This is a genomic window from Thiovibrio frasassiensis (assembly GCF_029607905.1).
Classification (GTDB): domain Bacteria; phylum Desulfobacterota; class Desulfobulbia; order Desulfobulbales; family Desulfurivibrionaceae; genus Thiovibrio; species Thiovibrio frasassiensis.
On record NZ_JAPHEH010000001.1, the window covers coordinates 2,202,468 to 2,219,752 of the forward strand.

The following is a 17,285-nucleotide window of genomic DNA, read 5'->3' on the forward strand; positions in this document are numbered from 1 at the left end:
TGCCATCGTCTGATTGTTTCCCATGAAGGAGCGGGTTGTATGAGCGAGTTTAAGGTCCAGAAAACATACGAAGAAATTAATGCCAAAATCAAGGCGGGGCAGGCTGTGGTGGTCACCGCCGAAGAGATGGTCGGCATTGTCAAAAAGCATGGTCCGGTTGAGGCGGCCAGAAAGGTGGATGTGGTCACCACCGGCACCTTCTCTCCCATGTGTTCTTCCGGCGCCTTTATTAATTTCGGCCACTCCAATCCAACCACCAAGGCGCTCAAGGTTTGGCTGAACAATGTTCCCGCCTATGCCGGGATTGCCGCAGTTGATGTTTATATCGGGGCGACCGAACCCACTGAGGATGATCCCTTGAACAAGGTTTTCCCCGGTGAATTCCTCTATGGCGGCGGACATGTGCTTGAAGATCTGGTGGCTGGGAAAAAGGTGTTGCTGAAGGCTGTTGGCTACGGGACCGACTGTTATCCCAATAAAAATATAGAGAAAGAGGTGACGCTTGCCGATTTGCCCTATGCCCTTTTGGTGAATCCCCGCAACTGTTACCAGAATTATAACTGTGCGATCAATCTTTCCGACCGGACCGTCTATTGTTACATGGGCACCCTGAAACCCCAGGTGAAAAATGCGACGTATTGCAGCGCCGGCGAGTTGAGCCCGTTGCTGAACGATCCATATTATAAGACCATTGGGTTGGGGACGAGGATCTTTCTCGGTGGCGGCGTCGGTTATGTGACCTGGCATGGCAGTCAGCATAACCCGAAAGCCCTTCGTTCGGAAAATGGCACCACCCGAAGAGCGGCCGGTACCTTGATGGTGCAGGGCGACCTGAAGCAGATGTCTGCTCGCTGGCTCAAGGGCGTGAGCATGCAGGGCTACGGAAGCACCATGGCCGTGGGGATCGGGATACCGATCCCGATCCTCAACGAGGAGATGGCCGCTTACACCGGGGTCTCCGATGCCGAGATCTTTACCCAGATTGTTGATTACTCCTACGACTATTCCCATGGCGTGGCGCGCAACTATGGCGAGGTCAGCTATGCGCAGCTCAAAAGCGGCCAGATTGAGGTGAACGGCAAGATGGTTCCCACGGCCCCCCTTTCCAGCATGGTCCGGGCTCGGGAAATTGCCGAGACCCTTAAGGGCTGGATTACAAGCGGAAAGTTTTTACTCGAAAAACCCATCCAGACCTTGCCTTCAGAGTAATTGCAGGCAGGGTGGAAAGTTCTCTTCCCGGCAAGTACCGGGAGCTGCAAAAGCTGTTTTCGCAACACAAGAAGGTCGCGATCGCCTTTTCCGGTGGGGTTGACAGTACTTTTCTCCTGCATGCGGCCTGTGCAACCTTAGGACCCTCGTTGGTTCATGCCTTCCATGCTACTTCTGAGCTGTTGCCTTACCTGGAGACAGAGCGGGTTGAACGCGTTATTCAGGAGCAAGGGTGCGTTTTTCACCCCATCCCGATCAAGCCCCTGACTTGGCCGGATTTTGTGGCCAATGGAGACGACCGCTGTTATCACTGCAAGAAAAAAATCTATCAAACCTTCTTGGTCGATCCGTCCTTTCCTGTGGCTAGCGCTCTGTTTGATGGTACCAATCATGACGATCTCGACCAAGACCGTCCTGGTTTACAGGCAGTTGTTGAATTGAGCGTGCAGACTCCTTTGGCTGATCTTGGTTTTAGCAAAAAAGAAATTCGGTTGCTCAGTCGAGAATTGTCTCTCTCAACCTGGGATGCCCCTGCCTCTTCATGCCTGGCAACCAGAATATCGCAAGGGGAGCCCCTGAGCAGGGAAAAAATTTTATTGGTGGCCCAGTGTGAGGCGGTGTTGCAAAGAAAAGGGTTTATGGGTGTGCGGGTGCGCCTTTCAGGGGATACTGCGACTATTTTTGTTTTAAAAAAAGACTTGCCTGGAATTGAAGATAAGTGCGTATATTCAGGAATTAAAAGAGATTTTTTGTCGCTGGGACTGCATAAGGTTTCGATTAATCAACAAGGGCGGCCGGATTGAATGGGCCGATTTTCCTGCTGAGATCAGCAGGAAAAAATGTCTCGATAGCCCGTTTTTTTCTTTGTTCATCGCATTTTTTGTTTGACAGACGCTTTTTTTTGTTTGACAATCAGCACACGTAAGTTTAAATCGCCCCTAAGGCAACTGAATACGGTGCTTGTAGAAGGCAGAGAATCTCTAAATTCACGAGGAGGAAGGAGAGGAATGAACAAAAGTGAATTAGTCGAGAACATGGCAAAGGCTGGCGGTATCAGCAAAGCTGCAGCTGAGAAAACCCTTGGTGGCATGCTGGCAGCAGTTACCACCGCTTTGAAAAAGGGCGACAAGGTAACCTTGGTCGGCTTTGGCACATTTTCTGTGACCAAGAGGGCTGCCCGTCAGGGCCGCAATCCTCAGACCGGAAAGGCCATCACCATTAAGGCTAGGAAGGTTGCTCGTTTTAAGCCCGGCAGCAAGCTTGCTGAATCAGTAAAGTAAACTGAATTCATCAATCGTTGTATCTGTGTAACAGACAAGGCAGGGACTCCTTGAGAAAGGAGACCCTGCCTTCTTTTTTGTTGACGCCTCAACAAACTCTGGGTACATATGGTCCACAATTTTTCCGTCGGCACCACCGGCGAGAAACTGGTGAGATACTTATAATGTCGGGATGTGGCTCAGCCTGGTAGAGCACGTGCTTCGGGAGCACGGGGTCGGAGGTTCGAATCCTCTCATCCCGACCAGTAATAGCGCAACGGTTTGCAGAATTATCTGTAAGCCGTTTTTTTTTGTCTGGGTTTGTCGCTCTGTTACGGGCAGAATCATTCGGGCAATATTTTTGTTACTTCGCAGTCAATCCCGCCCCGGGCAAGGGTAATATTGATAGTTTCCCCCAGATGCACCTCCGCGCCGCTTCGAATGACCTCTCCGTTTTTCCGCTGAACAATACTGTATCCTCTGCCCAGAACCGCTAGCGGACTTATGGCGTGCAGGAGGCCCGCGTTTTTGCCGAAGGCAGCGCGTTTGCGCTCCAGTTGGCGAACCATGGCCAAAATCAAGCGTCGGTGCAGTTCATGGACCCATTGGTGCTGATATGCCAACCGTTGTTGCGGGTTATGGCGGGCAAGGATTTGGCTGACTCTGGCAAGAGCCAGCTGGCGTCGATGGATGGTGCTGGAAAAGGCGAATTGCAGTGAGGTCAGGGCGTGGTCCGTTGTCAGGCGGAACTGGTCAAGGAGGGTGGTGGGGTCGCCCAGGATTTTTTTCTGGTCCTCAATGGTGCGGCGGAAGAAAGCAAGCCTGTCCATGACCGTTTTTGCCAGCCGGATGCGGAGTTGATGCAGATGGGCGGACAACTGGATGCGGCTGGGGAGAACTGCTTCTGCGGCGGCCGTCGGGGTGGGGGCCCGGAAATCGGCAACCAGGTCGGCAATGGTGAAATCAACCTCATGGCCGATTGCCGAGACAATCGGAATGCGTGAATCACCAATGGCTCGGGCCAGTTTTTCCTCGTTAAAGGTCCACAGGTCTTCCAGGGAGCCGCCGCCTCGGCAGAGCACGATTACATCGTTTTCCCCCCGTTGGTTGCATAAGGTGATGGCCTCGATGATATCGTCCATGGCCCCGGCGCCCTGGACCCGGACCGGGAAGATCTCAATGGGGATCGCCCCGCATCTTTTTTGGGCCATGGTGAGAAAATCATGCACCGCGGCCCCGCTTGGCGAGGTGATAAGGGCAATTTTTTCCGGCAGCAGGGGGAGGGTCCGTTTCCGCTCCGCAGCAAAAAGACCTTCCTCCGCCAACTTGCGCTTGAGCAGATCGAAGGCAAGCTGTAATGCTCCCGCGCCTTTTGTCGCCAGAACATCCACAATAAGCTGGTATTCGCCGCGGGCTTCATAGAGCGAGATGCGACCCCGGCAGACCACCTCCATGCCGTCGGTCGGGGTGCAGGCGAGATAGCGCTGCTGGGGTTTGAAGAGGACTGCTTTTATCTGGGCCGTTTCATCCTTGAGGGTGAAATAGAGGTGCCCTGAGTAAGGACAGCGCAGGTTGGAGATCTCGCCGGCCACGGTGACAAAGGGGAAAGAAACCTCAAGCACCCCACGGATCGATTGGGTGAGTTCGCTGACGGTTTGGATCTGATCTCTGGGCATGGAGTGCATGTTCACTTCCTAGCATGGTCGATATGCCAGGGACAAGTATTTTGTTTGTTGCCCGTCGCCTGCACATCTGAAGAGAAGGAGCGAGAAGCTCCATAAAATGACGGATGCTTTTTTTGGGCGGAAAAGGTATATTGGCAAGAATTTTTGTAGTTTCCAGAAAAAAAGCGTGAGCAACGTAACGGCGAGGGGTTGAGGCATGTCTGAAGAGAATACTTATTTGCAACAAGAGATATTGAACAAGCCCTTACAGAAACATGGCTTGCTCGAAGAACTCAACCTGCCCCACAAGGCGATCGTGTTTATTCGCAACAACAAGCGGAACCTGATCATCGCTCTGGTGTGTTGCGCGCTGGCAATTATCGGTTGGTCCTCTTTGGGTTACTACCTTGCCAAGCAAAATGATCGCGCTGCCGTTTTGTTGTCTGAGGCCATTAGCCAAGGGGAGCCTGCACAGCGCAAAGTGCTTTTGCAAAAGGTGCTCGACGAGTACGGGCGGACCGGTGCCGCTCTGTGGGCAAAGGTTGAGATGGGGCATATGGCCTTTGATGCGCAGCAGTATGATGAGGCAATCAAGGTGTATCTCGGGGTTCGTGATGACCTTGGTAAGTCAAGTCCGTTGTATCCCTTGGTGCAGCTGAATCTGGCCCAGGCCTATGAAAATAAAAATGTTTTGCCCGAGGCGCTTGCCGCCTATCAACGGTTGGCAGAAAGCAAGGGTTTTGCCGGAGAGGCCGATCTGGCCATGGGGAGGATCTATGAGCTGCAAAAAGATCTGCCCAGGGCAAAAGAGATGTATGGCAAGGTGGTTGCCGAGGAAGGGGTATCTCCTGCGGTCAAGGAAAAGGTGCAGGCCAAGCTGGACCGCCTGTAGCTTTTGGCCCCGTGTAGGATAAGCCGGGAAAGGTTGAGACGGTAGAGATCGAGTCATGGAGATTATCCGCACCCCTGCCGAGATGACGGCCTGGGCCAATCAGGTTCTTGCTGGAGGTCAGACCATCGGCCTGGTGCCCACCATGGGGTTTTTCCATGAGGGGCATTTGTCTCTGATGCGCAAGGCCAAAGAGAACGCCGGCCGCACGGTGGTGAGCCTGTTTGTCAACCCGATTCAGTTTGGGGCCAACGAAGATCTGTCCAGATATCCCCGTGATTTTTCGCGGGATTGCCAGCTTGCGGCGGGTGAAGGGGTGGATGTGCTTTTTGCCCCTGAGCCCCGGGAGATGTATCCGGAGGAGGCCAGTACCCGCGTGATTGTCTCCGGCTTAACGGACGGGTTGTGTGGGGCGAGTCGTCCGGGGCATTTTGCCGGGGTGACCACCGTGGTCGCCAAGCTTTTTCACCTCATCAAGCCGCATTGCGCTGTGTTTGGCAGAAAGGATTTTCAGCAGCTTGCGGTGATTGCGAGGATGGTGGCGGATCTCAACTGGGATGTGGAGATCATCGGGCATCCCATTGTCCGGGAACCCGACGGCCTTGCCATGAGCTCTCGGAACACCTATCTTTCCGGCCCGGAGCGACAGGCGGCCTTATGCCTTTCACGGGCCATAGCACATGCGCGCAGACGGGTGCGGGACGGGCTTGTTGAGGCAGAGGTCCTCCTGCGGGAGGTTGAGTGGGTGTTGCAGCAGGAACCCGTGACCATAGAGTATGTGAGCCTTGTTGACCAGGCGACTTTGCGGCCGCAAGCCGTATTGCAGAATGGGGCGGTGTTGGCCATGGCCATAACGGTCGGCGCGACCCGCTTGATCGACAACGATAACCTTTTTGAAGAATACTGAGAGAACGACAATGCTGCAATACATGTTAAAATCCAAGATTCACCGCGCCACGGTGATTGAGGCCGATCTCAACTACGAGGGCAGCCTTTCCATTGACCGGAATCTGATGGATGCCGTTGGCCTGTCCCCTTTTGAGCGGGTGAATATCTATAATATCAACAACGGCGAGCGATTTGATACCTATGTGATTGAGGGCAAGGCCGGCAGCGGGATGATTGGCTTAAACGGTGCGGCGGCCCGCAAGGGGCTGGCCGGCGATCTGATTATCATTGTCAGTTATGCCTTATATGCGCCGGAGGAGTTGGCCGGATACAAGCCGAGGATTGTGGTGCTCGACAAGGGCAACCAGATCAAGACGGTGATGCATGTTGAAGAGGCGCAACATCCGTATCGTGGGTAGTCTTCCCCTTGACTGCTGTTTCGCTGTGCCTTCCCGTGTTGCCGGTCTGGGTAATTTCTTTTCCGCTAGATGTCCATGATTCTTCTTGTTGCCGCCACAGAGATGGAAGCCTTGCCCCTGGTCGGGAAAACGACCGGCCAGCCCCATGCCCTTTTTGTTACGGGGGTGGGGCCGCTGGAAACAGCGGTCCGGCTCACCCGGCGGCTGTGCGAGGCTGAGGAGAAGGTCTCCCTGGTGCTTAATTTCGGCGTGGCTGGAGCCTATGAAGGTTCCGGTGCAGGGTTGCTTGATCTCTGTCTGGCCGAGAGCGAGGTTCTGGGGGATTTCGGGATCTGTTATGAAGAAAGCATTGCCTTCTTTGAGGGGCAATTGGCACCGAGGGCCGTGTTTCCGTTGGTTCCGGAGTATCTTGCCCAGGCCGGGGAAATTCTCGACAACCACAACTACGACTGTAAGCAGGGCGCCTTCGTTACGGTAAACGGGGCAACCGCAACGGCCAGGCGTGGCGCCATGTTGCACGCTGCCCATAACGGTCTTTGCGAGAACATGGAAGGGGGGGCAGTGGCCAGGGTATGTGCGGAGTTTGCTATCCCCTGTCTTGAGGTGCGCTGCATCAGCAATATGGTGGAAGCGCGCAATCCTGCTAACTGGCAGCTTGGTGAAGCGATGCAAAAATGTGGGCAGGCCGTTTCTCTGCTTGTCGATCATCTCGTCCCCATTTGAACCAGGCGGAAAATCCGTGTCATTTCTTGCAGATACAATCCCGCTCAGCCTGGGCTTTTCTCCCTGCCCCAACGATACCTTTATCTTCAATGCCCTGGTGCATGGCCAGGTGTGCGGCGACTCCCTGCACTTTGCCGACCCGATCCTTGCCGATGTCGAAACCTTGAATGGGTGGGCACTTGCCGGCCGGCTTGATGTAACCAAGCTTTCCTTTCAAGCCTTGGGGCATGTCCTGGCCCAATATGTCCTGCTCATGGCCGGCAGTGCTCTTGGCCGAGGCTGCGGGCCATTGTTGGTGGCGGGGAAAAATTTTTCTCCAGGCGAGTTGGCCCGTCTGACCATTGCCATTCCGGGGGCATACACCACGGCGGCCATGTTGCTGCAGATGTATTCCCCTGTTCCTCTGCAGACCAAAGTGATGCGCTTTGACGAGATCATGCCCGCCATTGTTGCCGGCGAGGTCGATGCCGGCGTGATTATCCACGAGAGCCGTTTCACCTTTCAGGCACATGGGTTGCTCTTGCTCCAGGATCTTGGTGCCTGGTGGGAACGGGCGACCGGTTTTCCGATCCCGTTGGGCGGCATCGTGGCAAAGCGCTCCTTGGGGAAGGAGAAAATCCAGGCCATTGATCGGTGTATCCGCGCCAGTGTTTCTTCCGCCTTTGCCAGCCCGGAGGCGTCCATGGGCTATATCCGGAAACACGCCCAAGAGCTTGACGACAAGGTCATCAAGAATCATATCGGGCTCTATGTGAATCCTTTTTCTCTTGATCTGGGAGGAGAGGGGGTTGGTGCGGTGCGGGAGTTTCTGGAGCGCGGGAGACAACTCGGGGTTTTTCCGCGAGATTTTCCCGGATTGTCCTTAACCAGTAAAGAATTATAACGCCGGTATCTTGCCGGGAAATTGTCTGGAGAATTTTCTTTTTGTTGCGCTCTTTCGGTCTTATGCCAGAAACGTGCTTGACAAGAATGATATTCAGAATATATTTCAAAATTCCCTGTTTTATAAGGTCTTGGCCTATGCATGGCTAGGCATGGTATATTTCTGGTTTAGAAACCGATCTTCATCGGTGGATGCGTTGAATTTAAAGGTAAGGAATACAGCATGAAACTCACAGGAGCACAGGCATTCCTCAAGTGTCTGGAAGAACATGGAGTCGATCTTATCTTCGGCTATCCCGGCGGGGCACTCATTGATGTCTACGACGAGTTGATGAAAAATGATAACATTCATCATGTTTTGACCCGGCACGAGCAGGCCGCGGTCCATGCCGCCGATGCCTACGGGCGGATTAAGGGAAGCGTGGGGGTTGCCCTGGTGACCTCCGGTCCCGGTGCCACCAATGCGGTTACCGGCATTGCCTCGGCCTATCTGGACTCCATCCCCCTCGTTGTTTTTACCGGGCAGGTGCCGACCAAGCTGATTGGCAACGATGCCTTCCAGGAGGTGGATATTGTCGGGATTACCCGTCCGATCACCAAGCATAACTATCTGGTCAAAGACGCCGAGGAGTTGATTCCGATTATTCGGGAGGCTTTCCATCTTGCCAATACCGGTCGTCCGGGTCCCGTGCTGGTTGATCTGCCCAAGGATGTCCTGGCCACCCGGATCACCTATCCCGAGCTGAAACCCATCAGTATGCGGACCTATAAGCCCACCTACGAGCCGCATCCCGGTCAGATTGAGAAGGCCTGCCAGGCAATGCTCAAGGCCAAAAAACCGGTGATCTACGCAGGTGGCGGGGTTATTCTCTCCGACTCCAATGAGGAGCTGACCGAGCTTGCCAGAAAGTTGAACATCCCGGTCACCATGACCCTCATGGGGCTGGGCGGTTTTCCGGGAACGGATCCGTTGTCCATGGGTATGCTGGGCATGCATGGAACCTACTTTGCCAACATGGCCGTGGCCAACTGTGATTTGTTGATTGCGGTGGGTGCGCGTTTTGATGACCGGGTGACCGGTCGGGTTGACGCCTTTGCCCCCCACGCCCAGATCATTCATATTGATATCGATCCTTCCTCCATCAGCAAGAATGTCCGGGTGGATATTCCCATCGTGGCCGATTGCAAACATGCACTTGACGCGATCAATGCCTGGTTTGGCCGGAGCAAGGAGTTTAACGTCGAGGAATGCGTGGAAAAGAACCGTCCATGGCATGAGCAGATTCGGGAGTGGAAAAACAAGCATCCTCTGGGCTATATTGAAGAAACCGATATCATCAAGCCCCAGTTTGTTATTCAGAAGCTCCATGAATTGACCGGTGGCGATGCAATCATCACCACCGAGGTCGGCCAGCACCAGATGTGGACCGCCCAGTTCTATCATTTCAACAAGCCCCGCCAGTGGGCCACCTCAGGTGGCCTTGGGGTCATGGGCTATGGCTTCCCTGCGGCAATCGGCGCCCAGATGGCCGCACCGGACAAGGTTGTTATCGACATTGCCGGCGATGGCTCTATCCAGATGAACATCCAGGAGCTGGCCACCTGCAGGCAGGAAAAATTGCCGGTCAAGGTCGCCATCTTGAATAATGGTTACCTGGGTATGGTTCGCCAGTGGCAGGAGCTGTTTTATAACAAGCAGTATTCCTCCACGGTTATGGAAGTTGCCCCGGATTTTGTCAAGGTGGCTGAGGCCTATGGTGCGGTGGGCTTGCGGGCGTTGAAGCCCAGTGATGTCGAGCCGGTTATCAAGGAGGCCTTGAAGACTAAGAATACTGTGTTCATGGATTTCGTTATTGCCAGGGAAGAAGGTGTCTACCCCATGGTTCCTGCCGGTAAGGCCACAACAGAGATGCTGTTGGTTTAGGAGCCGTTACGAACACATGATTATTATGGCCATTTCGTTACGGCTCTTTACGCCGTTGACACTGCTGCCGTTTCGGTTATGCAACTGGCCATCTTATTTGCTTACAACGGCTTAATAAGGATAGCGCGATGAAACATACCATTTCCGTACTCTTGCAAAATAAACCCGGAGTTTTGTCCCGAGTGACTGGTCTTTTCAGTGGCCGGGGCTTCAATATCGAAAGCCTCTCCGTGGCCCAGACCCTTGAGCCGGATGTCTCATGTCTGACCCTGGTGACCTCCGGTGAGGATACCATCATTGAGCAGATCACCAAGCAGCTGCACAAGCTCATCGATATTATCAAGGTCACCGATATGTGTGAGCATGATAATGTGGAGCGCGAGATGGCCCTGATCCGGGTAAAGGCCGAGGCGCACACCAGGGCCGAGGTTCTTCGGATAGTCGATATCTTCCGCGGTAAGGTTATTGATGTCGGACCCAAGAGCTACGTGGTGGAAATTACCGGCAAGGCAAGCAAGCTCCAGGCGGTGATTGATATCCTGCGGCCCATTGGCATCCAGGAGATTGTCCGTTCCGGGACCATTGCCATGACTCGGGCGCATAAGTCGTAATCGTTTTCTGGCAGAACAGGGTTCGCAGATGAACTGGCAGACTGTTACTACGGTCTGTCAGTTCATTTTTATATGGGCCGAAACAATTCGGTCCTCAAGAAAATCATTTTGCAATGAGACCGGAAACGCATGAAAAAACCACAAGTTCCTGTGGCCCTGGAAGGATACCCGTTTATCGGTTTTGCGGCCTTGACGACCTTGGTCCTTGCCATTCTGGATTATGACTGCAGTGCGCTCTTTGCCCTGTTCGTTACAGCTTTTGTGCTCTACTTTTTTCGGGATCCGGAACGGATAACCCCGGAGGATGAGGATGTACTGGTTTCGCCGGCAGACGGCAAGGTCATCCTCATCGAGAAGGTCTTTGACGATAAATTCGTCAAAGAGCATGTGTACAAGGTGAGCATCTTCATGAATGTTTTCAATGTGCATGTCAACAGGTCCCCTTGTCCGGGCACCGTGACGCAGGTGCAGTATTTCCCGGGGATGTTTTTTTCGGCCAATACCGAACGTGGAGCCTTGGAAAACGAGGCCTGCGCCCTAACCATTGAAACAAGAAGCAATCGGAAGATCGCGGTGGTGCAGGTGGCTGGTCTTATTGCCCGGCGTATTGTCTGTTGGGCCGGGAAGGGGGACAGATTGATGCGCGGAGAGCGTTTTGGCCTGATTCGTTTCGGTTCCAGGGTTGATCTTTATCTTCCCCAACAGATTCAACTGGAAGTCTCGCTCGGCCAGAAAGTAAGGGCCGGGGAGACGGTTCTCGGCTATCTTCCTTGATACTCCTATGCAGAAAAGTATTTTTTCAATATACTAGCCGGGATAAGAGTATGAACATTGCGCTGTTTGCAAACACGAGAGGAAGGAGCAGCACATGAACACGCACCGTAAGGCCGAAGATGGAATCTCCGCAAAGGGCAAAATCTGCCTGTTGCCGAGCGTCATTACCACGGCCAGTCTTTTTAGCGGATTCTATGCCATAGTTGCGGCAATCAACGGGCAGTTTTTCCATGCCGCCGTTGCAATTATTATTTCCGCGGTTTTTGATGGCCTGGACGGCAGGGTGGCTCGACTTACCGGTACGACCAGTAAGTTCGGCATGGAGTATGACTCCCTTTGCGATCTGGTTGCCTTTGGCGTTGCTCCGGCTTTGTTGGCCTATGAATGGGTGTTACGTCCCTATGGGCGTTATGGCTGGTTGGCCGCCTTTCTTTACGTGGCGACCACCGCTTTGCGTCTCGCCCGGTTCAATTCCCAGGACACCTCTTCGACCAAAAACGAATTCACCGGTCTGCCGTGTCCTGCCGCAGGCGGGATGATTGCCGCCGCCGTTATGTTTTGTACTTTTTTTGAGATCAGCGGCACCTTGCGGAATTTTATTGTCCTGGGAACCGTCTACGGTCTTTCCTATCTCATGGTCAGTTCCGTGAAATATCAGAGCTTCAAGCATGCGGAAACCGATCGGGCCAAAAAATTTCAGGTTCTGGTTGGGCTGGTGGTTCTTATCATGGTGCTGGCTACCGAACCGCAGGTTACCCTTTTTGTTCTCGGGGCGTCCTATGTACTATCCGGACCGCTGGCGGCGGGGTACCGTTTGGTGGTGAAGGGCAGGAAGCCTGCGGTGGAAGAGCAGGAAAATTCGCGATAAGCTTGGCCGGGGTGGCATTCTTCTTGTGCTGCCTAGGCAGAGAGGAGTGAAGATACGATGTCGGAAAAAATAATTATTTTTGATACCACCTTGCGTGATGGCGAGCAGTCGCCCGGCGCAAGCATGAATATGCAGGAGAAATTCCGCTTGGCCCAGCAGTTGGTCAAGCTGAAGGTCGACGTGATTGAAGCGGGTTTTCCCGTGGCCTCGCCCGGAGACTTCGAGTGTGTGCGCAACATCGCCGAGCATGTCCGCGGTGCGCAGATTGCGGCTCTTGCCCGATGCAACGTCAAGGATATTGATCGGGCCTGGGAGGCACTTAAAGCTGGTGAAAATCCTCGGATCCACACCTTTTTGGCTACCTCGGACATCCATCTGCAGCACAAGCTGAAGATGAACCGGGATCAGGTGCTTGAATTGGCTGTGGCTTCGGTTCGGCATGCCGCAAAATATACGAGCAATGTGGAATTTTCCGCCGAGGATGCCTCGCGTAGTGACCTTGATTTTGTCTGCAAGGTTTTTGCTGCGGTGATCGATGCCGGCGCTACCACCCTGAACTTTCCGGATACGACCGGCTATGCCTTGCCCGATGAATTTGGCCGCAAGATCGCGTATCTTATCGAGAACATCCCCAATATTCACAAGGCTGTCCTCAGCGTCCATTGCCATAATGATCTTGGCCTGGCCGTGGCCAATTCCCTGGCTGCTATCAACCATGGGGCCAGGCAGGTTGAGTCGACCATCAATGGTCTTGGGGAACGGGCCGGTAATACGGCGATGGAAGAGCTGGTCATGGTTGTCCGTACCCGGGCCGACCAGATGCTGGTGCATACCGACATCGTCACCGAGCACATCTACCCCACGAGCCGTTTGGTCAGCACCATCACCGGGATGTCGGTACAGGCCAACAAGGCCATTGTCGGAGCCAACGCCTTTGCCCATGAATCCGGGATCCATCAGGACGGGGTGCTCAAGGAGCGGACCACCTACGAGATCATGAATCCGGCCGATGTCGGTATTTCCACCGGCAACATTGTCTTGGGGAAACATTCCGGCCGGCATGCCTTGAAGGATCGGATTGCGGCCATGGGATACACCCTCAAGGACGATGAATTGGATCGGGTCTTTGCCCGCTTCAAGGAGGTGGCCGACGTCAAGAAGGAGATGTTTGACGAGGATCTGGAAGCCATCCTCATGGACGAGGTGCTGCGGATCACCGAAACCTTCTCTCTGGTGCATCTCGGGGCGATGAGCGGCAACAAGAGCCTGCCCACTGCGGCGGTGCGTTTGCTTATCGACGGGAAGGAGCAAGAGAAGGCCTGTATCGGGATCGGTCCCATCGATGCCTGTTTTCGGGCCATTGCCGAGCTGACCCAGACCAAGAGCAAGCTCCTCTATTTTTCGGTCAGTTCAATCACCGGCGGGACCGATGCCCAGGGCGAGGTCCTTGTCCGGATCGAAGACGAAGGCAAGGTTGTCGTAGGGCAGGGAGCGGATCCGGATATCATCACCGCCGCAGCCAAGGCATATCTCAATGGCTTGAACCGGTTGGTCTTTTTGAAACGCGAAACCATGCGGCAGGGCTGCTAACGCGACAGTGTTGTGTTGCCAGCCTGCTGATATTTTATACAATTGCCGGGTAATGCTCGGCTGCTGTCTGTAAGGAATTTTCGACAATGACTGCTACGAAAAAGAAATTCAATGTTGCTATTGCCGGCGCTACTGGGGCTGTTGGTGGGGCCATGCTCGATGTCCTGGCACGGAGGGATTTTCCCTTGGACGAACTGCGGTTGCTTGCCTCGGAGCGCTCCGTGGGGAAAATTATCAACTTCAAGGGCAAGGAGATCCCTGTTCAGCTCCTGAGCAAGGACGCTTTTGTCGGGATCGATATCGCACTTTTTTCAGCGGGCGCAACCCGTTCCTTCGATTTTGCCCCAGCTGCCGCAGCGGCAGGGGCGGTAGTTGTCGACAACTCCAGCGCCTACCGCATGGACCCGGAAATCCCCTTGGTGGTTCCCGAGGTCAATTCCCATGCCATTGCCCAGTATAAAAGGCGGGGGATCATTGCCAACCCGAACTGTTCCACCATCCAGATGCTGGTGGCGTTGAAGCCCATCCACGACAAGGTGCGGATCAAGCGCATCGTGGTTTCCACCTATCAGGCGGTATCCGGGACCGGTGCCAAGGCCATTGACGAGCTCAATCAGCAGATTCTCGACTATGCGGCGGGCAAGCCCATGACCCATGCCGTCTACCCCCACCAGATCGCCTTCAACTGCCTGCCGCAGATCGACAGCTTCCTTGATAACGGATACACCAAGGAAGAGATGAAGATGGTCAACGAAACCCGCAAGATGTTTGAAGACCCGACCATCGGGGTCACCGCCACCACGGTGCGGGTCCCGGTTTTTTACGGTCATTCCGAATCGGTCAACATTGAGACCGAGAAGAAGATCACCGCCGCTGAGGTTAAAGCTCTGCTGAAGAATGCTCCAGGTGTGCAGTTGGTTGATGAACCGACCCTGGGCCAGTATCCCATGGCCATTGATTGTGCAGGGAAATTCGAGACCATGGTTGGCCGGATTCGCGAGGATGAATCCATCGCCAACGGGATCAACCTCTGGGTGGTGTCCGACAATATCCTCAAGGGAGCTGCGCTCAACGCGGTGCAGATCGCCGAGGTTCTTATTCGGGATTACCTGTAATTGTGCGGATCATCAGCGGCAGCGCCCGTGGGCGCAAGCTGCTTGCGCCGGGCCCGCGATTTGGCGCTTTGATTCGGCCCACCTCCGACAGGGCAAGGGAAGCGATTTTTAGTATTTTGGCGGCCAAGGTTGTCGGTGCCCGGGTTTTGGATCTTTTTGCCGGCACCGGAGCCCTCGGCCTGGAAGCCTTGAGCCGGGGGGCTCTGCTGGCTCTTTTTGTCGATGGTCAGCGCTCGGTGACCGAGCTTATTGAGCGCAATGTAGCGCTCTGCGCTTTTACTGACCGTGCTACGGTTTTGCAGCGAGATCTGGGCAGGGGGCTTGATTTTTTGGCCGCAAAGCAGCCGGTCAATGGCTTTGATCTGGTTTTTCTTGACCCTCCCTATGGGAGTATCCTGGCTCTGCGCGTCCTTGAGTGTCTGGCGGCCGGATCTTTTCTTGGCGCCAAGGCGATTGTTGTGCTCGAAGACGCGGCGGAAGCGCAATACCCTCAAACCTTGGGGGTTCTTACTTGTTTCGACCGCCGCCGTTACGGAGAGGCGGGTTTTTGGCTTTACCACCACACGGAGGCAGGGAGCAATGACTGACTATGAGCCGTTTGTCTCTGAAGCCACATCCGAATCCGTCGCCGTGTATCCCGGCACCTTTGATCCCATAACCAATGGCCATCTCGATATTATTCACCGGGGGCTGACTCTGTTTGATCGGGTTATCATTGCTGTCGCGAGCAATCCGGGCAAGCAGCCGCTTTTCTCCCTGGCCGAAAGAAAAAAGATGATTGAGGATTGTTTTTCCGGCAAAGAAACCCGGGTCGAGGTGGTGGATGTCTCTGGGCTCCTCGTGGATTTTGCTTACAAACGCGGAGCCAAAGCAATCATTCGCGGTTTGCGGGCTGTGTCTGATTTTGATTATGAGTTCCAGTTGGCCTTGATGAACCGGAGGATTGAGCGGGAGGTGGAAACGGTTTTTTTGATGACCGGCTTCCGCTGGATCTTTATCAGCTCCAGCATCATCAAGGACGCGGCACGACATGGCGGGGATGTAAGCGGCCTGGTGCCGGACCATGTCTGCGAGAAACTGCGGGCGCGGTACCTCCAGCCATGATTGCCGGAGGGGGTATTGGCCGGGAGGGGAGATCCGTTTGTAAGGCACAAACGCTGCTTCAGCTCAGGGTGGTTTTGTCGCATGGCTGATGCGCCGCAAGAAAATGAGCCCTTCTCCCGACGGATGTTTCTTGCCGGTTCCTGGTCATGGTTGCGTTGGGCCGCAGGGGGGATGCTTGTGTATCCCTTGTTTCGCTTTCTTGGCTACCGGACTCCCAAGCAGCCGCGAATCGTGAAAGTGCATAAGATCGTGCCGGTGGGCGGGTTTGTGCTGGAGCATGACTTTGTCCTGTTTGTCGGGGAAAGCGGGCCGTGGGCTGTGTCGAGAAAATGCACCCATTTGGGTTGTCGGCTCAATTTTCAGGAAAAGGAAGGACTTCTCGTCTGTCCCTGTCATCATAGCCGCTTCAGCAAGGATGGGGTTCGGATCAGCGGACCTGCCAAAAAAGATCTTCCCCGTTTTCAGGTCGCTACGGTACGGGAGGACAAGGACGGGAAAGGGTACCTTGTTACCTATTAAGGGTATGCGCATCCGCACCTTTATCATTGAGACGAAATGGGGGGCGAAAAGCCTTGTTTCCCTCTATCTCTCGGTCTTATCCGGGATGGTGGTAGCCCTGCAGTACGACCCCGCAACGCCATTTTTTTCCGCCAGTGCCCTTGATCTCTTGGCGCCTTTTGGCCAATTCTTCCGGGCCTGTCATTTTTATTCCAGTCAGTTGTTTTTTCTTTTTTCCCTCTGCCATCTGGCTGCGGTTATCCTGGCAAGGAGCGATCAGCAGCTGCGTTTTAGTAAATGGCTTCTCCTGATCGGTTCCGTCCCTGCCTCGCTGTTGCTGCTCTTTACCGGCTATGTCCTAAGGGCGGATGCAACCGGTGAGGCTGCGGGCGTCATTGCTGAAAATATTACCCTCTCGATTCCCCTTCTGGGTACGACGCTGAACTCGTTACTTTTTTCCATTGAGGCTGAAGGAATGAAGCGTGTTTACGCCAATCATCTCATCGGCCTGGGCCTTGTCTGGGGCGTCTGTTGCTGGGATCATCTGCGCCGCTACCGGGTTGGTCTTGGCCAGCACCCTCTCTTGCTGTTCGGTACCCTGTTGCTGAGCCTCTTTCTGGCTGCACCCATGGAGCCAGCCCGACTCGGACTGTTTCATATCCAGGGGCCATGGTTTCTTCTCGGCCTGCAAGAGCTGCTGCGATATGTCCAGCCCTTTTGGGCCGGGGTTATCATCCCGAGTACCGTGGTTGTTGCCCTGGTCTGCGTCGGCACCGAGAATCCAGGCCGACGGCGAGCGTTGCTCTTCATGGCGGCTTGGTTCTTCCTCTATCTTCTTCTGTCCATAATCGCGGCGTTGCGATAGCGA

General features: G+C 54.4%; 19 protein-coding genes and 1 tRNA gene. 19 read left to right on the forward strand and 1 reads right to left on the reverse strand.

Annotated features, from left to right (window positions below; translation table 11 throughout):
• Window positions 1–39: 39 nt before the first annotated feature.
• The 4 genes from OLX77_RS10345 (at window position 40) to OLX77_RS10360 (ending at window position 2,734) form a co-directional block, all read left to right on the forward strand.
• Complete coding sequence (locus OLX77_RS10345) at window positions 40–1,209, forward strand: homocysteine biosynthesis protein (RefSeq protein ID WP_307633522.1); 1,170 nt, start codon at window positions 40–42, stop codon at window positions 1,207–1,209.
• A gap of 11 nt (window positions 1,210–1,220) precedes the next feature.
• Entirely contained in the window at window positions 1,221–2,012 is a 792-nt protein-coding gene (larE, locus tag OLX77_RS10350; RefSeq protein WP_307633523.1) for an ATP-dependent sacrificial sulfur transferase LarE, read from the forward strand.
• Window positions 2,013–2,216: 204 nt separating this feature from the next.
• Window positions 2,217–2,489 carry an HU family DNA-binding protein gene (locus OLX77_RS10355; RefSeq protein ID WP_307633524.1) on the forward strand — a complete coding sequence of 91 codons (273 nt, stop codon included), beginning with the start codon at window positions 2,217–2,219 and terminating at the stop codon, window positions 2,487–2,489.
• Window positions 2,490–2,657: 168 nt separating this feature from the next.
• Window positions 2,658–2,734: transfer RNA gene (locus tag OLX77_RS10360), tRNA-Pro, on the forward strand.
• Between the two features lie 78 nt (window positions 2,735–2,812).
• Here OLX77_RS10360 and xseA read toward each other — a convergent pair.
• The gene (xseA, locus tag OLX77_RS10365; protein WP_307633525.1) at window positions 2,813–4,144 is read right to left on the reverse strand and encodes an exodeoxyribonuclease VII large subunit; all 1,332 of its coding nucleotides are present in this window, start codon (window positions 4,142–4,144) and stop codon (window positions 2,813–2,815) included.
• Between the two features lie 205 nt (window positions 4,145–4,349).
• Between xseA and OLX77_RS10370 the strand changes: the two genes are divergently transcribed.
• The 15 genes from OLX77_RS10370 (at window position 4,350) to OLX77_RS10440 (ending at window position 17,282) form a co-directional block, all read left to right on the forward strand.
• Window positions 4,350–5,024: a YfgM family protein gene (locus tag OLX77_RS10370; RefSeq protein WP_307633526.1), complete on the forward strand. Its 675-nt coding sequence runs from the start codon at window positions 4,350–4,352 to the stop codon at window positions 5,022–5,024.
• Between the two features lie 55 nt (window positions 5,025–5,079).
• A complete protein-coding gene (panC, locus tag OLX77_RS10375; protein ID WP_307633527.1) occupies window positions 5,080–5,928 on the forward strand; it encodes a pantoate--beta-alanine ligase in 849 nt (282 codons plus the stop codon).
• A 10-nt stretch (window positions 5,929–5,938) separates the two neighbouring features.
• Window positions 5,939–6,328 (forward strand): aspartate 1-decarboxylase, encoded by a 390-nt coding sequence (panD, locus tag OLX77_RS10380; protein ID WP_307633528.1) that lies wholly within the window; start codon window positions 5,939–5,941, stop codon window positions 6,326–6,328.
• Between the two features lie 75 nt (window positions 6,329–6,403).
• Complete coding sequence (gene mqnB, locus OLX77_RS10385; protein ID WP_307633529.1) at window positions 6,404–7,051, forward strand: futalosine hydrolase; 648 nt, start codon at window positions 6,404–6,406, stop codon at window positions 7,049–7,051.
• A gap of 16 nt (window positions 7,052–7,067) precedes the next feature.
• Window positions 7,068–7,934: a 1,4-dihydroxy-6-naphtoate synthase gene (locus tag OLX77_RS10390; protein ID WP_307633530.1), complete on the forward strand. Its 867-nt coding sequence runs from the start codon at window positions 7,068–7,070 to the stop codon at window positions 7,932–7,934.
• A gap of 222 nt (window positions 7,935–8,156) precedes the next feature.
• Entirely contained in the window at window positions 8,157–9,857 is a 1,701-nt protein-coding gene (ilvB, locus tag OLX77_RS10395) for a biosynthetic-type acetolactate synthase large subunit (protein WP_307633531.1), read from the forward strand.
• Between the two features lie 128 nt (window positions 9,858–9,985).
• Window positions 9,986–10,468 carry an acetolactate synthase small subunit gene (gene ilvN, locus OLX77_RS10400; protein ID WP_307633532.1) on the forward strand — a complete coding sequence of 161 codons (483 nt, stop codon included), beginning with the start codon at window positions 9,986–9,988 and terminating at the stop codon, window positions 10,466–10,468.
• A gap of 129 nt (window positions 10,469–10,597) precedes the next feature.
• Complete coding sequence (locus OLX77_RS10405; protein WP_307633533.1) at window positions 10,598–11,242, forward strand: phosphatidylserine decarboxylase family protein; 645 nt, start codon at window positions 10,598–10,600, stop codon at window positions 11,240–11,242.
• Between the two features lie 94 nt (window positions 11,243–11,336).
• Complete coding sequence (pssA, locus tag OLX77_RS10410) at window positions 11,337–12,110, forward strand: CDP-diacylglycerol--serine O-phosphatidyltransferase (RefSeq protein WP_307633534.1); 774 nt, start codon at window positions 11,337–11,339, stop codon at window positions 12,108–12,110.
• A 57-nt stretch (window positions 12,111–12,167) separates the two neighbouring features.
• Window positions 12,168–13,700, forward strand: a complete 1,533-nt coding sequence (locus tag OLX77_RS10415) for a 2-isopropylmalate synthase (RefSeq protein WP_307633535.1) — start codon at window positions 12,168–12,170, stop codon at window positions 13,698–13,700.
• Between the two features lie 86 nt (window positions 13,701–13,786).
• Window positions 13,787–14,815, forward strand: coding sequence for an aspartate-semialdehyde dehydrogenase (locus OLX77_RS10420; RefSeq protein WP_307633536.1), 1,029 nt, complete (start codon window positions 13,787–13,789; stop codon window positions 14,813–14,815).
• A gap of 2 nt (window positions 14,816–14,817) precedes the next feature.
• Entirely contained in the window at window positions 14,818–15,402 is a 585-nt protein-coding gene (gene rsmD, locus OLX77_RS10425) for a 16S rRNA (guanine(966)-N(2))-methyltransferase RsmD (protein WP_307633537.1), read from the forward strand.
• Entirely contained in the window at window positions 15,395–15,919 is a 525-nt protein-coding gene (gene coaD / locus OLX77_RS10430) for a pantetheine-phosphate adenylyltransferase (RefSeq protein WP_307633538.1), read from the forward strand. Before rsmD ends, coaD begins: the two co-directional genes overlap by 8 nt.
• Window positions 15,920–16,000: 81 nt before the next feature.
• Complete coding sequence (locus OLX77_RS10435; RefSeq protein ID WP_307633539.1) at window positions 16,001–16,438, forward strand: Rieske (2Fe-2S) protein; 438 nt, start codon at window positions 16,001–16,003, stop codon at window positions 16,436–16,438.
• On the forward strand, window positions 16,425–17,282 hold the full coding sequence (locus OLX77_RS10440; RefSeq protein ID WP_307633540.1) for a cytochrome b N-terminal domain-containing protein: 858 nt from the start codon (window positions 16,425–16,427) through the stop codon (window positions 17,280–17,282). Before OLX77_RS10435 ends, OLX77_RS10440 begins: the two co-directional genes overlap by 14 nt.
• Window positions 17,283–17,285 lie beyond the last annotated feature (3 nt).

Coding starts and splice junctions, on each gene's coding strand:
- OLX77_RS10345 (WP_307633522.1), top strand. CDS start 40: ATGAGCGAGTTTAAGGTCCAGAAAACATACGAAGAAATTAATGCCAAA.
- OLX77_RS10355 (WP_307633524.1), top strand. CDS start 2,217: ATGAACAAAAGTGAATTAGTCGAGAACATGGCAAAGGCTGGCGGTATC.
- xseA (WP_307633525.1), bottom strand. CDS start 4,144: ATGCCCAGAGATCAGATCCAAACCGTCAGCGAACTCACCCAATCGATC.
- OLX77_RS10370 (WP_307633526.1), top strand. CDS start 4,350: ATGTCTGAAGAGAATACTTATTTGCAACAAGAGATATTGAACAAGCCC.
- panC (WP_307633527.1), top strand. CDS start 5,080: ATGGAGATTATCCGCACCCCTGCCGAGATGACGGCCTGGGCCAATCAG.
- panD (WP_307633528.1), top strand. CDS start 5,939: ATGCTGCAATACATGTTAAAATCCAAGATTCACCGCGCCACGGTGATT.
- mqnB (WP_307633529.1), top strand. CDS start 6,404: ATGATTCTTCTTGTTGCCGCCACAGAGATGGAAGCCTTGCCCCTGGTC.
- ilvB (WP_307633531.1), top strand. CDS start 8,157: ATGAAACTCACAGGAGCACAGGCATTCCTCAAGTGTCTGGAAGAACAT.
- ilvN (WP_307633532.1), top strand. CDS start 9,986: ATGAAACATACCATTTCCGTACTCTTGCAAAATAAACCCGGAGTTTTG.
- OLX77_RS10405 (WP_307633533.1), top strand. CDS start 10,598: ATGAAAAAACCACAAGTTCCTGTGGCCCTGGAAGGATACCCGTTTATC.
- pssA (WP_307633534.1), top strand. CDS start 11,337: ATGAACACGCACCGTAAGGCCGAAGATGGAATCTCCGCAAAGGGCAAA.
- OLX77_RS10415 (WP_307633535.1), top strand. CDS start 12,168: ATGTCGGAAAAAATAATTATTTTTGATACCACCTTGCGTGATGGCGAG.
- OLX77_RS10420 (WP_307633536.1), top strand. CDS start 13,787: ATGACTGCTACGAAAAAGAAATTCAATGTTGCTATTGCCGGCGCTACT.
- coaD (WP_307633538.1), top strand. CDS start 15,395: ATGACTGACTATGAGCCGTTTGTCTCTGAAGCCACATCCGAATCCGTC.
- OLX77_RS10435 (WP_307633539.1), top strand. CDS start 16,001: ATGGCTGATGCGCCGCAAGAAAATGAGCCCTTCTCCCGACGGATGTTT.